This window comes from Stenotrophomonas sp. FR012, assembly GCF_047520565.2.
Classification (GTDB): Bacteria; Pseudomonadota; Gammaproteobacteria; order Xanthomonadales; family Xanthomonadaceae; genus Stenotrophomonas; species Stenotrophomonas sepilia.
On record NZ_JAXBQL020000002.1, the window covers coordinates 428,746 to 444,789 of the forward strand.

15 protein-coding genes are annotated in these 16,044 nt (G+C 66.8%); 12 read left to right on the top strand and 3 right to left on the bottom strand.

Features of this window, described 5'->3' with window-relative positions:
- The first annotated feature begins 38 nt into the window (after positions 1–38).
- Together infA and ACM0O9_RS06120 are read left to right on the top strand one after the other, a co-directional pair.
- Positions 39–257, top strand: coding sequence for a translation initiation factor IF-1 (gene infA, locus ACM0O9_RS06115; RefSeq protein WP_005409596.1), 219 nt, complete (start codon positions 39–41; stop codon positions 255–257).
- A gap of 124 nt (positions 258–381) precedes the next feature.
- Positions 382–840, top strand: a complete 459-nt coding sequence (locus tag ACM0O9_RS06120; protein WP_342354623.1) for a hypothetical protein — start codon at positions 382–384, stop codon at positions 838–840.
- A 72-nt stretch (positions 841–912) separates the two neighbouring features.
- Here ACM0O9_RS06120 and clpA read toward each other — a convergent pair whose 3' ends face one another.
- Positions 913–3,198, bottom strand: a complete 2,286-nt coding sequence (gene clpA, locus ACM0O9_RS06125) for an ATP-dependent Clp protease ATP-binding subunit ClpA (protein WP_065178564.1) — start codon at positions 3,196–3,198, stop codon at positions 913–915.
- A gap of 138 nt (positions 3,199–3,336) precedes the next feature.
- On the opposite strand from clpA, the gene ACM0O9_RS06130 reads away from it, so the two are divergent.
- A complete protein-coding gene (locus ACM0O9_RS06130; protein ID WP_414604232.1) occupies positions 3,337–4,149 on the top strand; it encodes an APH(6) family putative aminoglycoside O-phosphotransferase in 813 nt (270 codons plus the stop codon).
- Between the two features lie 138 nt (positions 4,150–4,287).
- Here the strand turns inward: ACM0O9_RS06130 and clpS are convergent, their stop codons facing one another.
- Positions 4,288–4,614, bottom strand: a complete 327-nt coding sequence (clpS, locus tag ACM0O9_RS06135) for an ATP-dependent Clp protease adapter ClpS (protein WP_414604231.1) — start codon at positions 4,612–4,614, stop codon at positions 4,288–4,290.
- A 112-nt stretch (positions 4,615–4,726) separates the two neighbouring features.
- On the opposite strand from clpS, the gene ACM0O9_RS06140 reads away from it, so the two are divergent.
- The 8 genes from ACM0O9_RS06140 to ACM0O9_RS06175 all read left to right on the top strand — a co-directional run bounded on the left by ACM0O9_RS06140 (position 4,727) and on the right by ACM0O9_RS06175 (position 10,915).
- Positions 4,727–5,200 carry a hypothetical protein gene (locus tag ACM0O9_RS06140; protein ID WP_005416476.1) on the top strand — a complete coding sequence of 158 codons (474 nt, stop codon included), beginning with the start codon at positions 4,727–4,729 and terminating at the stop codon, positions 5,198–5,200.
- Position 5,201: 1 nt separating this feature from the next.
- Positions 5,202–5,663: an NUDIX hydrolase gene (locus ACM0O9_RS06145; protein WP_049460786.1), complete on the top strand. Its 462-nt coding sequence runs from the start codon at positions 5,202–5,204 to the stop codon at positions 5,661–5,663.
- Positions 5,660–6,802, top strand: coding sequence for a tRNA 2-thiouridine(34) synthase MnmA (gene mnmA / locus ACM0O9_RS06150; RefSeq protein WP_005416474.1), 1,143 nt, complete (start codon positions 5,660–5,662; stop codon positions 6,800–6,802). Before ACM0O9_RS06145 ends, mnmA begins: the two co-directional genes overlap by 4 nt.
- A complete protein-coding gene (gene hflD, locus ACM0O9_RS06155) occupies positions 6,799–7,413 on the top strand; it encodes a high frequency lysogenization protein HflD (RefSeq protein ID WP_005416473.1) in 615 nt (204 codons plus the stop codon). Before mnmA ends, hflD begins: the two co-directional genes overlap by 4 nt.
- A gap of 216 nt (positions 7,414–7,629) precedes the next feature.
- On the top strand, positions 7,630–8,820 hold the full coding sequence (locus ACM0O9_RS06160) for a methyl-accepting chemotaxis protein (RefSeq protein ID WP_005416472.1): 1,191 nt from the start codon (positions 7,630–7,632) through the stop codon (positions 8,818–8,820).
- A 98-nt stretch (positions 8,821–8,918) separates the two neighbouring features.
- A complete protein-coding gene (locus ACM0O9_RS06165; RefSeq protein ID WP_414604230.1) occupies positions 8,919–9,134 on the top strand; it encodes a hypothetical protein in 216 nt (71 codons plus the stop codon).
- Positions 9,135–9,201: 67 nt separating this feature from the next.
- The gene (locus ACM0O9_RS06170; RefSeq protein ID WP_049461081.1) at positions 9,202–9,708 is read left to right on the top strand and encodes a hypothetical protein; all 507 of its coding nucleotides are present in this window, start codon (positions 9,202–9,204) and stop codon (positions 9,706–9,708) included.
- Positions 9,709–9,895: 187 nt separating this feature from the next.
- The gene (locus tag ACM0O9_RS06175) at positions 9,896–10,915 is read left to right on the top strand and encodes a GAD-like domain-containing protein (RefSeq protein ID WP_139727064.1); all 1,020 of its coding nucleotides are present in this window, start codon (positions 9,896–9,898) and stop codon (positions 10,913–10,915) included.
- A 136-nt stretch (positions 10,916–11,051) separates the two neighbouring features.
- On the opposite strand, the gene ACM0O9_RS06180 is transcribed toward ACM0O9_RS06175, so the two are convergent.
- The gene (locus tag ACM0O9_RS06180; RefSeq protein WP_049461077.1) at positions 11,052–13,811 is read right to left on the bottom strand and encodes a bifunctional diguanylate cyclase/phosphodiesterase; all 2,760 of its coding nucleotides are present in this window, start codon (positions 13,809–13,811) and stop codon (positions 11,052–11,054) included.
- Positions 13,812–13,941: 130 nt separating this feature from the next.
- Between ACM0O9_RS06180 and ACM0O9_RS06185 the strand changes: the two genes are divergently transcribed.
- Positions 13,942–16,044, top strand: coding sequence for a sensor histidine kinase (locus ACM0O9_RS06185; RefSeq protein ID WP_414604229.1), 2,103 nt, complete (start codon positions 13,942–13,944; stop codon positions 16,042–16,044).

Here is a 16,044-nt window from a genome sequence, read left to right on the forward strand (position 1 = left end):
GGCCCAGCGTGGCCGTTTTCTGAACCGCACAGGACTACATGTCGAAAGACGATTCCATCGAGTTCGAGGGCACCGTCAGCGAGACGCTGCCGAACACCACTTTCCGCGTTCGTCTGGAAAATGGGCACGAAATCATCGCCCACATCTCCGGCCGCATGCGCAAGAACTACATCCGCATCCTCACCGGTGACCGGGTCAAGGTTGAAATGACCCCGTACGACCTGACCAAGGGTCGTATCACCTACCGCATGAAGTAAGCGGTCGGCGCGCTGCGCCATTTCGACAAGGCCAGCCCTGGTTGCTGGCCTTTTGTCATGCCTGCAATCCGGCCCTGCCGGAGGTCATCGTGACCGAACTCACCGTGACGCCGGTCAGCCCTGCTTGCGGCAGATTCGCATCTGCATCCGTGGCGGCATCGTGGGACCCGATCCAGTCCGGATCGCCATCCCCTGCCCCGCCATGAACATGCTCCCGCTGACCGCTCTGCTCGTCGCCGTTATCGCGTCCACCAGCGCACTGCCCGCGCGCGCCGCTGACACCCCTTCCGCCGCCAGCGACTGCGTCCAGCTGGGCAGCGATCAGCAACTGGTGCGCGCCGGCGCCTCGCGCAACATCCTGCTACGCAATGGCCAGGACCACCACGTCGTGCATTTCCAGGACGACTGCTCGGCGGCAGGCTACTCGCGGAAACTGAGCTTCGCTACGGACGGCCAGCAGGGTCTGCTGTGCGCTGCCGGCCGCAGCCAGCTGAACACCGATTCCAGCCGCTGCATCGTGTCGCAGATCGAACCAGTTGACGAGGCAACCTTCAAGAAGAAAGCCCGCCAGCGCAGCCGCTGACGTCGCGTACAACAAGGGCGGCCGAAGCCGCCCTTGTCATTTCAGGTCCGCCGAAACCGGCCGGGGGTCAGTTCATTCCACCGTGACCGGCAGCAGGCGCTCCGGTTCGGCCTGGGTTTCGACCACCAGCTCGTCGTCGCGCACATCGATGCTCACCTTGCCGCCGTTGACCAGCTTGCCGAACAGCAGCTCGTCGGCCAGCGGACGCTTGATCCTGTCCTGGATCACCCGGGCCATCGGACGCGCACCCATCAGCGGGTCGAAGCCGTGGTGGGCCAGCCAGTCGCGCGCGGTCGGCGTGGCCGACAGGCTGACGTGCTTGTCCTGCAGCAGCATCTCCAGCTCGATCAGGAACTTGTCGACTACGCGCAGGATGTGCTCGAAGCCCAGCGCCTGGAACTGCACCACCGCGTCGAGGCGGTTGCGGAATTCCGGGGTGAAGCTGCGGCGGATGGTCTCCATCGCGTCGGTGGCGTGGTCCTGCTTGGTGAAGCCGATCGAGCGCCGCGAGGCCTGCGCCGCACCTGCATTGGTGGTCATCACCAGCACCACGTTCTTGAAGTTGGCCTCGCGACCGTTGGTATCGGTCAGCACGCCGCGATCCATCACCTGCAACAGGATGTTGAAGATGTCCGGGTGCGCCTTCTCGATTTCGTCCAGCAGCAGCACGCAGTGCGGCGTCTTGACGATCTTCTCGGTCAGCAGGCCGCCCTGATCGAAGCCGACGTAGCCTGGAGGGGCACCGATCAGGCGGCTGATCGAATGCGGCTCCATGTATTCGGACATGTCGAAGCGGACCAGCTCGATGCCCAGCTGCAGCGCCAGCTGCTTGGTCACCTCGGTCTTGCCGACACCGGTCGGGCCGGCGAATAGGAAGTTGCCGATCGGCTTTTCCGGATTGCCCAGGCCCGAACGGGCCAGCTTGATTGCCGAGGACAGCGTCTCGATGGCCGGGTCCTGGCCGAAGATCACCATCTTCAGGTTGCGCTCCAGGTGCTGCAGCACGTCTTTGTCGGTGGCACTGACCTGCTTGGTCGGGATCCGCGCCATCTTGGCCACGATCGCCTCCACTTCCTCGACGTCGATCAGCTCCTTGCGCTGCCCTTCCGGCAGCAGGCGCTGGCGGGCACCGGCCTCGTCGATCACATCGATGGCCTTGTCCGGCAGCAGGCGGTCGCCGATGTGCTTCACCGACAGGTCAACCGCCGCCTGCAGCGCCTCGTCGGAGTAGGTCACGCCGTGGTGCAGCTCGTACTTGGACTTCAGGCCCTGCAGGATCTCGTAGGTCTCGCCAACGGTCGGCTCGACGATGTCGATCTTCTGGAAGCGGCGGGCCAGTGCCCGGTCCTTCTCGAAGATGCCGCGGTATTCCTGGAAAGTGGTCGAACCGATGCAGCGCAGCTCGCCGGAGGCCAGGGCCGGCTTGATCAGGTTGGACGCATCCATGGTGCCGCCCGACGCCGAGCCGGCGCCGATGATGGTGTGGATCTCGTCGATGAACAGCACTGCGTTGGGCACCTTCTTCAGCGCGGTCAACACACCCTTCAGGCGCTTCTCGAAGTCGCCACGGTACTTGGTGCCGGCCACCAGCGCGCCCAGGTCGAGCGAATAGATCACCGCGTCGGCAAGCACGTCGGGCACCGAGCCCTCGACGATGCGGCGGGCCAGGCCCTCGGCGATGGCGGTCTTGCCCACGCCGGCCTCGCCCACGTACAGCGGATTGTTCTTGCGGCGACGGCACAGGACCTGGATGGTGCGCTCGATCTCGTCACCACGACCGACCAGGGGATCGATGCGGCCGGACCGGGCCTGTTCGTTGAGGTTGCTGGCGAACTCGGTCAGGGCATCACCCTTCGGCTCACCCTCCCCGCCTTCCATGCGGCCCTCGCCGTCGGAGGAGGAGGACGGCTGCTCGCCTTCCTCGCCCAGCTTGGCGATGCCGTGGGACAGGTAATTGACCACATCCAGCCGGGTCACATCCTGCTGGTTGAGGTAGTAGACGGCGTGGGAGTCCTTCTCGCCGAAGATGGCGACCAGCACGTTGGCGCCGGTGACCTCCTTCTTGCCCGAGGACTGCACGTGGTACACGGCCCGCTGCAGCACGCGCTGGAAGCCCAGGGTCGGCTGGGTATCGCGACCGTCATCTTCGGCCAGGCGCGACACTGAGGCCTCGATGGCCTGCTCCAGCTCCTGGCGCAGGCGTTCGGCGTCGGCACCACAGGCTTTCAGGACGGCCTGGGCGGACGGATTGTCGAGCAGTGCCAACAGCAGGTGTTCGACCGTCATGAACTCATGCCGGGCCTCACGGGCGCGCTTGTAGCACTGGCCGATGGTGTGTTCGAGGTCTTTGCTGAACATGGATTACTCCGGCGGCAGATGGGAACAATATGCGGCCTGACTACGCGATTTCCATCACCCTAGCGGATTGCTGCGTTCAGATGGCGTTAGCACTGCAGAACGCTTGATCTTCGTTCACTCCAGAAGACCTCAACCGGCATGAGCGAACCCTACCTGAGCCGCTGGCGATTGCGGCGTGATGGCCCGGCCATCGAAACGGCCCATGCCCGGCTCTGGCCGGTGCTGACCGCTGCCGGCACGCCGGCGATGCTGAAGATCAGCAGCGAAACCGAGGAACAGAACAGCCACCGCCTCCTGCGCTGGTGGGACGGCGACGGCGCTGCCCGCCTGCTGGCCCACGCCGGGCCGGCGATCCTGATCGAGCGTGCCGGCGGCGACTCGCTGCGGCAACGCTCGATCGATGGCGACGATGAGGCCTGCACCACGATCCTGTGCCAGGTCCTGCAACGGCTGCACCGGCCACGGAGCGCGCCGCCAGCGGAACTGTTCTGCCTGCGTACATGGTTCGCCGATCTGCTGCAGCCAAGGGCTGCGCTGCCGCCACTGCTGGAACAGTGCAGATCACTGGCGGAGGGGTTGCTGCAGGAAGAGCGCGAGGTCCGGCCCCTGCATGGCGACCTGCACCACGACAACGTGCTCGATTTCGGCGCGCGCGGCTGGCTGGCGATCGACCCGAAGCGGTTGCTGGGCGACCGTGCGTTCGACTACACGACGATGTTCAGCAATCCGGATCTCTGTGGCCCGGGCATCCACGTGGCCACGCGGCCGGAGCGGTTTGCTGCCCGGCTGGAACAGGTCAGCGCACTGGCCGGCCTGGAACGCACGCGCCTGCTGCGCTGGATCGCAGCCAGCGCGGGGCTGTCGGCAGTCTGGTTCCGGGATGACGGCGACCCGGCCGACGTGGACGAGGCGGTGGCGCGGATGGCGCTGGAGGCGCTGGCGGAGAGCTGAGACCCGCGCTTGGCAGGTGCCTACCTTGCTGGGGGCGCTCCATCCACGATCGATACAGGCCTCTGCTTTGGTAGGTGCCCACCTTGGTGGGCACACTGGGTCCGGGATCGTTGTGCCCGGACGCGAATCGGCAGCCGGTCAGGCCTTTTCCATCGTGCACAGCAGCGGATGCTGGTTCATCCGCGAGTACTCGTTGACCTGGGCAACCTTGGTCTCGGCTACTTCGCGGGTGAAGACACCGCAGACGCCGCGGCCGCGGGTATGAACGTGCAGCATCACCTGGGTGGCCTTGTCCAGGTCCATGCTGAAGAACTGCTGCAGCACATCCACCACGAAATCCATCGGGGTGTAGTCGTCGTTGAGCAGCATCACCTGGTAGAACGGCGGCGGCGCCACTTCCGGGCGCGCGGGCTCTACGGCAACGCCGTGCTCGTGCTGGGAATCGGTGGAGGACTCATGGGGCATCCATCCATTATAGGGGCTCGGGCAGGCCTGCGTCGGCCCGCCGCAGATTGGACGGCACGCACGCCCACCGTCACAATTGCACCCTCTCCCAACACTGTTTCACAGGATCTTCATGAAAAGGACCCTTCTTCCCGCCCTGCTGATCGCGCTGGCCGCTGCCGGCTCTGCCACTGCCGCAACCAGCGCCGACAAGTCCGTGGCCCGCCATCTGGACAAGCTGGGCTATACCTACGAAGTCGACGAGGATGGCGACTACCGCATGGTGTTCGACGTCGAGGGTGACCGCACCCAGATGGTCTACGTGCGCTCGGCGGTGGAGGATTTCGGCAGCCACAACATCCGTGAGATCTGGTCGCCGGCCTACAACGCCAAGACCAAGCAGTTCCCGGTGGCCGTGGCCAACCGCCTGCTGGAGGATTCGCAGGACGCCAAGATGGGGGGCTGGGTAAAGCAGGACACCACCGCCATGTTCGTGGTCAAGATCGACGCCGATGCCACCCCGGACCAGCTCAGCGACGCCATCGATGCGGCCATCCGCACCGCCGACGCGATGGAGCTGGAGCTGACCAAGAAGGACGAGTTCTGAGTTGAACGCCACGCCGGACCCGCGCTGGGCACCGCACGCCACCGTCGCCACGGTAGTGGTTGACGGCGGCCGCGTGCTGCTGGTCGAAGAGACCATTGAAGGCCGCCAGGTGCTGAACCAGCCGGCCGGCCACCTCGAGCCAGGCGAAAGCCTGGCCGAGGCAGCCCTGCGCGAGACCCGGGAGGAAACCGGCTGGACCGTGCAGCTGACCCATTTCATCGGCTGCTACCAGTGGACTGCCGGCGACGGCACCGCCTTCCTGCGCTTCTGCTACGCAGCACACCCGGTCTCGCACGACCCGGCCCAACCGCTGGACACCGGCATCGACCGCGCGCTGTGGCTGACCCCGGCCGAGCTGCAGGCCGCCGGTGAGCGCCAGCGCAGCCCGCTGGTCTGGCAGGTGGTGGCGGATTACCTGGGTGGCCAGCGCCACCCGCTTTCGCTGGTCCGGGAGGTCGCATGAGCACGCCGCGCGTGATGGTGGGCGTCTCGGGTGGTGTCGACTCTTCGGTCGCCGCCTGGCGCCTGGTCCAGCAGGGCGAGGCCGTGGCCGGCCTGTTCATGCAGAACTGGGCCGACGACGGCAGCGGTGACTGCCGTGCCGAGGATGACCGCCGCGATGCGGTCGCCGTATGCGGCCTGCTCGGTATCCCGTTCCACTTCCGGGACTTTTCCAGCGAGTACTGGCAGGGCGTGTTCGAGCACTTCCTGGCCGAATACGCCGCCGGCCGCACGCCGAACCCGGACGTGCTGTGCAACCGCGAGGTGAAGTTCAAGCATTTCCTGGATGCCGCCCGCGAGCTGGGCGCCGAGCGCATCGCCACCGGCCACTACGCGCGGGTGACCCAGCGCGGCCACCAGTGGCTGCTGCTGCGCGGTGCCGACCGCTCCAAGGACCAGAGCTACTTCCTGCACCAGCTGGGCCAGGAGCAGCTGGCGGCCACCCTGTTCCCGATCGGCGACCTGGAGAAGACCGACCTGCGACGGATTGCGCGCGACGTCGGCCTGCCGACCCACGCCAAGAAGGATTCCACCGGCATCTGCTTCATCGGCGAGCGGGATTTCCGCGAATTCCTCGGCCGCTACCTGCCGGCCAGGCCCGGCCAGATCCTTGACCCGGCCGACGGCAGCGTGATCGCCGAACATCCGGGCGTGTTCTATTTCACCCTGGGCCAGCGCGAGGGCCTGAACATCGGCGGCGTACGCGGCCGCCCGGCCGCACCGTGGTACGTGGTCGGCAAGGATGTGGCCAGCAACGTGCTGTACGTCGACCAGGACCGCGACAGCCCATGGATGCTGTCCGAGCGCCTGCGATCGGAGCCGGCGCATTGGATCTCGGGCTCGCCACCCGCGCGACGCTTCGAATGCACCGCCCAGACCCGCTACCGCCAGCCCGATGAGCCGTGTACGGTCGACGTGCTGGACGATGGCAGCGTGCTGGTCACTTTCGCGCGCCCGCAGCGTGCCGTTACCCCCGGTCAATCGCTGGTGCTGTATGACGGTGATGTGTGCCTGGGTGGCGCGGTGATCGCCGCCACCGATGCGCCGCTGGAACAGCGCCTGCGCACCACCCCCTCCCCTTTTGAGGTAATCGCTGCATGAGTTTCACTGTCGACGACCGCGTCCTGGCCCTGGCCGGCATTGCCCAGGCCCTGCAGCAGGTACGCCGCATCGCCGATACCGGCCATTCCGACGCCGCCGCCGTGCGCACCGCCGTGGACAGCGTGTTCCGTGTCGATGCGTCCTCGCCGCAGGCGGTGTTCGGTGACCGCCATGCACTGAAGGCCGGGCTGCGCCTGCTGCACAACTACTTCCGCAACCAGGGCCAGGATCCGATCCTGCCGAAACTGGCGCTGTCGGTGCTGCAGCTGGAGCGCCGCTTCGTTCAGGATGGCGCCACCGTGAACAAGGTTGCTTCGGGCATCGAGCGTGCCCAGCGCCAGGCCACCGAACTGGGCGACAGCGGCCACCCGGATGTGCTGGCCAGCCTGGGAAGCCTGTACGCGGACACCATCAGCCACCTCAAGCCGCGGGTGATGGTGCAGGGCAACCCGCACTACCTGGGCCAGGCCGGCGTGGTGGCCGAGATCCGTGCCCTGCTGTTGGCCGCGGTGCGCTCGGCAGTGCTGTGGCGCCAGCTGGGCGGCAGCTACTGGGACTTCCTGTTCGGCCGCAAGGCGATGATCGAGGCCGTGGACCGGCAGCTGGCGTAAGGGTGTGGGGTCAGAGCCCTTTTCCATGAAAAGGGATCCGACCCCGCCGCTGCCTACCCAGGGGTCGGATCCCTTTCCGGCACGGAAAGGGCTCAGACCCCGAAGCCGCCAAGCGCCGGAAAACCGGCGCATTCAGAATGCACTTCCAGGCACATCGACGTTAAAGAGAAAGGGGGTACGGCCGATACATCCTCCGTGCACCTCCCGAGAACGTCCATGTACTCACGCATTTTCATCCGTCTGGCCGCCCCGCTGGCTCTGACCCTGCTGCTCCCCTTCGCCATCGGATTCGAATGGCCGGCCGCCCTGCGCTGGGCGATCCTGACCACGATGACGCTGAGTTGGCTCGGCTTCGCGTGGTGGACCACCCGCGCCCAGGCGCATCGTTCCCCGGAACATGCCCGTGTCCTGCGTGAGCAGGACCAGCTGCTGACCGAACTGCGCAACTTCGTCGGCAACGAAATCGACGGTTCGCGTGGTGAAGTGGAACGCGCCCGCGACCTGATCCGCCAGGCGGTCTCCAGCCTGGGCGGCAGCTTCGATGCGATGAACCGCAAGTCGCGCCAGCAGAGCCAGGCGCTGTCGCGCATCGTCGACCGCGCCGGCGATGAAGGCAATGCCGGCCTCGACGTTGCCCGTTTCGCCCAGCACGCCAGCCACCGCATGGAACAGCTGGTGGAAGCGCTGGAACAGGTGAGCGGCCAGAGCAGCACCACCGTGCAGCACATCGACCAGATGGCACAGCACCTGGATGGCATCTTCGCGCTGCTGGAAGACGTCAAGTCGATCGCCGACCAGACCAACCTGCTGGCGCTGAACGCGGCCATCGAAGCCGCGCGTGCCGGTGAAGCCGGCCGAGGCTTCGCGGTGGTCGCCGACGAAGTGCGCAACCTGTCCGAGCGCTCGACCACCTTCAACGAGCAGATCCGCAAGCTGGCGCACAGCTCCAAGGACGCCATCGCCAAGGTGCGCGAGACGGTCTCGCACATGGCCTCGCGTGACATGGACCGTTCCCGCGAAGCGCGCCAGGAAGCGGCGGCAATGCTCGACAACGTCGCGCAGATCAATGCCTCGCTCGGCGACGGCATGCGCGAAGTGTCCGAGTGCGCCCGCGCGATCGATGGCAGCGTGGCCGAAGCCGTGCGCGCCCTGCAGTTCGAAGACATCGCCACCCAGGCGCTGGGCGGCGTGCACACCCACCTGGACCGCCTGACCGCGATCAACCGCGAAGCGGTGGCCCTGCAGGAACTGCTGCACCGCAATGGCGGCGTGTTCGACGAAGAGATCGCCACGGCCCTGCAGCGCACCGGCAACCGCCTGCGCGAACTGCGCAGCGAATGGGAACGCCCGCCGCACAAGCCGGTTGCCCAGCAGAGCATGGGTGCCGGCACGGTAGAGCTGTTCTGATCCTGATGTCCGCTGCCCTCGCCGGCAGCCCGCAAGGCCCCGGTTCGTCCGGGGCCTTTGCCTGTAACCCGCCGCTGGATGCATCCTGTACGCGCACCATGACCCTGATCCGCGCCCTGCCCTCCCTCACCGACACCGAGCGCCCGCGCAACGCGAGCGTGCGTGAGCAGCTGCAAAAGCTGGAAGAGGTCGCCCGCGAGGAAATCTGCGAGCTGCAGCAGCTGGCGGACGCGCGCCCGGCGCCATCGCCGGCGGACGACGAGCTGTTGGGGCTGGCGTGGGACCTGGGGTTGGATGGCGAAGCCCTGAAGTAGATCCACGCCCTGCGTGGGTGGGGCATCCCGCATGGCATGATTGCCCGGTCCCGTCCATGGAAGACCTATGGCCATCACCCTGATCGCACTCGTGCTGTTGGAGACCGTCCTCCTGATGGCCTGGGTGGCCGGCTATTTCAGCTGGGGCATCACCCTGTTCAACGAACGCATCGCGGCGCCGCCGGCCATGCAGGCCCGGCTCTCGCTGGGCAGCCTGGAGCGTGACCTGCCGCAGGACAAGTGGCTGCGGCTGGCCTTCCATGCGCTGCCCGATGGCAGCATGGCGTTCCGCGAGAGCTTCGCGCCGAGCTTCGGCCTGCGCTACTTCCCGGTGATGCGTGGACGCATCGTGCTCAACGCACGGCGGCACGAGGTGCGGGTGATCGGCCTGTGCAGCTGGTTCGTGGCGATGCTGTCGCTGCTGCTGTTGCCACTGGTGGCGATGCGCCCGATGGTGGCGCCGATGCTGCTGGTACTGCCGCTGTTCCTGGCCAGCTATCTGGTGCAGAAGCGGCGCTATGCGGCCATTGTCGAGGCGCTGCGCATGCAGTTGAAGGCGGAGTTTCCAAGGTAGATCCACGCCGTGCGTGGATGACGCCCCGCGATGCCAGCATTTCCGACTGTTTGCATGGACCGTGAACCATGCGCCCTTCATCGTGAAGGGGCCGATTGCGGTTCAGATCAAGCCAGCCCGATGACCAGCGCCCTTCTCTGCCTCTCAGTTGCTTTGCAGCTTCCGGCACCCCCTTGTCCCATTGACCGTGGATCCCGATTCCCTTGGGGCGCTTCAGCAGGCGCTGAAGACGTTTGGAGCGTTCCAGCAGCCCTACTCCGCTCCGATCGATGCTTACGATCCTGAAGCGGGTGTGATCGATGCAGCAGTTGAAGTGTCCGCGGGGTGCGTGCAAGACGGCCCGCCAGTCATCATCCTTGACGATGATGCCGAACAGGCGCCGCGACGTTATCTGATCCTTGAAGCCCCGTGGCATGAGCTTCCAACGGGCGCCTTGTTGCTTGTCTCCGGAAGCAAGGCAAGCGCCATTCCGGGCGAGGAATCGAACCTGGAGCTTGCACGGGCCGAGAGCATGCTGACATTTCTCAACCTGCTGCCGGAAGGTCCGGAGGACCGGGACCACCCGGAGAACGTCTCGGCAGTCGTGGATACCGATACTTCCGCCCTCTTCACGACGAGCCTTCTGGATCAACTGCAAACCAGTACTCCAGGCTCGCCTGTTGCTGACACCATGCTGACGCTCTGGAAAGGCAGGTTCACGGACGCATTGCTGGCACTGTGGCAGCGCGACGGTCTTGCGCGCTATCACGATGATCGACTGGCTTTGGTGAACCCTGCGGGGTACGAATCGGTGCTCGCCGCCCTTCTGGCGGGCAGTCCTCTATGGGGCAAAGATGATTTCCATGTCTATGCGATCTCGCCATTCGGCCAGATGCTGATCTGTGGCGAGCGAACCGGAGTCGAACTCACGCTTGAACCCCACGAAGGTTACCTATGCGCGCCAGCAACACTGACTCTTCCAGCAAGCAACATCGACCGCGACAGACGCCTGCACGACTTCCTGCTTGCATTGGATGCTGCCGAACTGGATGTTCTGGCCGAGGACGGGGAGCCAATGTTCTGGCGAGCCCGTGAGATGTTGGGGCCGCTGGGCGACGGAGAGATTTACAGCTCGAAGGAGCCGGTGTCAGAGCACGGCTGGCGGCTAGGCAGCCTGGTAAAACGCAAGGCGCTGGATGTGCTCGCAGAGCTTGCGCAGCGTCGCTGACGGCGGACACATCAACGGGCGAACCAGCGTGCACGCCGACCAAGGTCGGCAACTACCAGATGCTGGCTCTTTGAGTAGATCCACGCCATGCGGCAACCGTGCCGACCAACGGTCGGCACCTACCAGCGGCGGGTGGTCAGCGCACCAGCACTGCTTCGCTGCTGGCGTCGGTGCGCATCGGTAACGGACGCTGCTGACGCAGCCACTGCGCCAGGTCACGCGGGCTGAGCGGGCGCGAGTACAGGTAACCCTGGATTTCGTCGCAGCCCTGGCGGCGCAGCATGTCTTCTTCCTGGTGCGTCTCCACGCCCTCGGCCACCACCTTCATGCCCAGCGCGTGGCCCAGGTGCACGATGGCCTGGGTCACTTCGGCCGTGCCCGAATCGTGCAGCATGCCCTGCACGAAACTACGGTCGATCTTCAGGCGACCCACCGGGAAGCGGTTGAGGTAGTTGAGGTTGGAGAAGCCAGTACCGAAGTCGTCCACCGCCAGCGGCACGCCGTGCCGTTCGAGCACGTCGAAGCAGTGGCGCAGGATGTCGGTGTCACGGATCAGCGCCGATTCGGTCAGCTCCAGCTCCAGCCGCTGCGGCGGCCAGCCGTGGGCATGGCAGATCTCGATCACACGTTCGGCGAAGCCACGGTCGCGCAGCTGCACCGCCGATACGTTGACCGCGATGCGGTCGAAGTGCAGTCCAGCCCGGTCCCAGGCGGTTGCCTGACGGCAGGCTTCGTTCAGTACCCAGTCGCCGATGCGTACGATCTCGCCGCATTTCTCGGCGATGGGAATGAACTCGGCCGGGCTGCAATAGCCGATGCCGGGGCGATGCCAGCGCAGCAGTGCTTCAATTGCCGGCGGCTCGCCCTGGTGGGCATGCAGCAGCGGCTGATAGGCCAGGCTGAACTCCTCGCGCTCGATCGCACCGTGCAGCGCGTGCTCAAGCTCCAGCCTGCGCTGGATGCGGGCCAGTGCGTCCTGGCTGTAATACTGGTAGGTGTTGCGTCCGGCTTCCTTGGCCGCGTACATCGCGGCGTCGGCAGCGCGCAGCAGTGAATCGAAATCGGTCTGCGCATCACCCAGCATCGCGATGCCGACACTGGCACCGACCTTCAGCGTGGTCTCACCACGGCGCAGCGGCTCGGCCAGCGAGGCGATCAGCTTGCGGGCGACATGTCCCGCATCCTCGGGCTCAGCCAGGTCGCGCAGTACGACGATGAACTCGTCGCCGCTGAAACGGCCAAACAGATCATTGTTGCGCAGGTTCTGGTGCAGGCGGGTCGCGGCAGCCTTCAGCAGCGCATCACCCGTGGCGTGGCCGAAGCTGTCGTTGATGGTCTTGAAGCCGTCCAGGTCGATGAACAGCATCGCCAACGAGGTGCCGCGATCACGCGCCTCCTCGATGGCCTCGGCGGTCTGTTCGCCGAGCAGCACGCGATTGGGCAGGCCGGTCAGCAGGTCGTAGTGGGCCAGCAGTTCAATGCGCTCGTTGGCCTCGCGCTCGCGGGTGATATCACGGAAAAGCACCACGAAGCGCGGCGGCAGTCCGTCACGACGATCCAGCTCGATCAGCACCTGCACCCAGACACGCAGGCCGGACTGGCGGTAGAAGCACAGGTCCAGCTGCTCGGGCAGGCCGCCGTTGGCGATGCGGGCCAGCGCCGCCTCGAACGCATCGCGCGAGTCTTCGGTATACAGCGCCATCGCCTGATCGAGGGTGATCGGCTCCTTGCGCAGGCCGTGGATGCGATAGCATTCCTCGGTCCATTGCATGCTCCGGGTCTGCACCTCGATCTCGCAGCCGCCGATGCGGCCCAGCGCGGAAACCCGGTTCAGCAGTTCGGTGCGCCAGCGAATCAACGCGTCGGTCTGGTGCTGTTCGGTGATGTTCTGCACCTGGCCGAGCAGGCGCTTGGGCTGCCCGTCCATGTCCAGCAGCGGCTGCATCCACAGCCGCAGGTGCTGTGATGGCTCATGGCCACGGGTCAGCTCCAGCTCGAGATTGGCGGCACGACCATCGCGCCACAGCCGCCGCCATGCCGCACGCAACGCGCCACGCGAGCGCGGATGCAGCTGCTTCAGCCAGCGCCGCTGGCCGGGCACGGCGCCGTGCTCCAGCGCCAGCAGCGAGCGCAGTTCCGGCGACCACCAGAAGTGCCCGCTGTTGGGGTCGAACGACCAGCTGCCCATGCTGGCGATGCGCTGGGCCTCGCTCAGGTGCAGCTGCTGCTCCTGCAGCAGCGATTCGAGCTGCTTCTGCTGCTCGATATCGGTATGCGTGCCGACCATGCGCAGCGGCTGGCCATCAGCGGTGCGCGCGACCACGCGGCCGCGATCCAGCACCCAACGCCACTGGCCATCGGCCTGGCGGAAGCGGAACTGTGCACTGTACTGCTCACTGCGCCCGCGCAGGTGCTCGTCGAGCGCGGCACGCACCTGGTCGATGTCCTCGCTGTGCACGCGCGACAGCAGTTCGGTGGCCGTCTCGTCGCCCAGCGCCGGCGTGCGCGCCACCCGGTCACTGGGGATGTCCCAGTCCCACAGGCTATGACCGGCGCTGTCCAGTGCCAGTTCCCAGCGCCCACCCCCATCGACCGGCACCGGCTCGGGAATGCTCAGGGTGAACGCCAGCAGGTTGCCGGCACCGTCATGCACGGCGCGCAGGTGGCCGTCGTAGTGGCCGCGCGGGCCGCCTGGCAGCGTGCAGGGCACGATGCCGCCATCGGCGGCCATCAGGCGTAGATCTTCCAGCATTGGCGCATAGGCAGCCACGGTGGCCGGCAGGCCATGCTCGCGCGCGGCCGGATTGGCCGCCAGCGGGCGCCCGGTACGGTCGACGATGACCAGCGCCGACGCAAGCGGGTGCTGCAGCAGGCTGGCGATGATCCCTTGGTCCACGCGATCTTGCTCCGGATGACTCGCCCGTCAGCGGGGCACGCAGTGGTTAACGGCGCCTGCGGCGGATAATTGAGTGGTGACGGCACGCTGCGGGGTAAGATGACCGGCGCCCCTTTCACCCTCCCCGTCCATGCCCGCAGAACCGACCGGCAACGCCCCAGTTCCCGACCCGCGGATGGCGCAGGCGCTGAGCCGTGACCGGCGACGGGTGGTGTTGAGCTACCTGGTGATGGCGCTGGCCTGGATGATCTCCACCGACAGCGTGGTGCAGGCGCTGGTGCCCGATCCGCAGCAGGCGGCCCTGTGGCAGGGCCTGAAGGGCTCGTTCTTCGCCCTGGCCAGCGCGGGCCTGCTGTACCTGCTGCTGCGCCCGCTGGCCGAGCACGTGCTGCATACCCACGCCCGCCAGCAGGCCTCGGAGCTGCGCCTGCGGCAGATGTTCGAGGGCAACCCCGGCCCGATCCTCGTCTATGACCTGGACACATTGGCGATCCTCGACGCCAACCCAGCCGCCTGCACCGCTTTCGGCTGGGAGCGCGATGAGCTGCTGGAACAGACCATCGACGCCTTGTGGCCACCCGGCCAGGGCCAGGCGCTGCAGGCCAAGCTGGAGGCGATCCGCGAGGCGCCCGACGAGCTGTGCATCCTGCGCGCGCAGCTGCAGCTGCGCGATGGCGCGCTGCGGCAGATGGAACTGCGCTCCAACGCGATCAGTTACGACGGTCACAATGCGCGCCTGCTGATCGCCATCGATCGCACTGCCGAGGACCTGGCCCAGCTGCGTCGCGACCAGGCGCTGGCACGGGTGGAAGAAGCCCACGAACTGGCCCGCATCGGCGCCTGGGAGCTGGACCCGTCCACCGGGCTGGGCCGCTATTCCAACCAGGTCTATCGCCTGCTCGGCCGCCGCCCGCCCGAAGCCCGCCGCTGGCACCGCTTCGACGAACTGCTGGTGCCGGCCGACCCGGCCACCGCCACCCAGACCGAGCAGCTGCTGGCCGAGCTGTGCTCCGGCGAGCCGGTACAGGTGGACGTGCTGCTGCCGCTGCTGTCGATGGACGGGCGCGCGCTGATGGTGCACCTGCGCGCCGCCAGTGGTCTCGATGAGGCTGGCCGCAACCGCGTGCTGGGCACGCTGCAGGACGTGACCGAACGCGAGCAGTCGCGGCGACTGCTGCGCGAGCGCGAGGAGCAGTTCCGCGAGCTGGTGCGGGTACTGCCCGACGGCGTGGTGATCCTCTCCGACGAACATGTGTTGTACGCCAACGCCTGGGCCGCCGGCCTGTTCGGCTACGGCAGCCATACCCTGCTGGGCGAGCCCTTGTCGGCGCTGGTCGCTGCCGCAGACCTGCCGCGGGTGCGCAGCCAGCTGCGTGCCGGCCAGCCGCACCTGGGACCGGGCCACAGCAGCGTGGTGGCCATGCAGCGCGGCGACGGCCGCAGCTTCCATGCCGGCCTGGCGGTGGGCGACGTGCGCTACGGTGGCCGCGACTGCAAGCTGCTGATCGTGCGCGACCTCAGTGATTCCGAGCGCATCCGCAGCGCGCTGGAAACCAGCAACCGCGAACTGCAGGCGATGGCCGGGCGGCTGTTCTCGCTGCAGGAGGACGAACGTCGTGCGATTTCGCGCGACCTGCACGATGACATCGGCCAGGCCATCACCGCGATCAAGCTGTCGGCGCACGCGGCGCTGGAAGAGGACGATCCGCAGCGGCGTGGGCAGGATCTGGCGCAGATCGTCAGCCTGGCCGACACCACCGTGGCCAAACTGCGCGACATCTCCACCCTGCTGCGCCCCCCGCAGCTGGATGCACTGGGCCTGGAGGCAGCACTCAGCTGGCAGGCGCGGGTTCTGTTCCGCTCCTCGCCGGTGGAGCTGCTGGCCGAGATCGAGCCGTTGCCGCATCGCCCCGACAACAGCATCGAACAGGCCTGCTTCCGCATCGCACAGGAAAGCCTGACCAATGCGCTGCGCCATGCGCGCGCCAGCCAGGTCCTGCTGCAGCTGCGCGATGTCGGCCAGCGCGGCCTGCACCTGCAGATCCGCGATGACGGCGAAGGCTTCGATCCGGACGGCCCGCGCGGCCTGGGCCTCATCGTGATGCGCGAGCGCGCACAGAGCGTCGGTGGCCACGTGCGGATTGAATCCGCGCATGGCGAAGGCACCCTGGTCGATGTCCACCTCCCCTACCAGGCGGCCAGCAGGGCTGCCGCCGATTCACCGGAATACTGA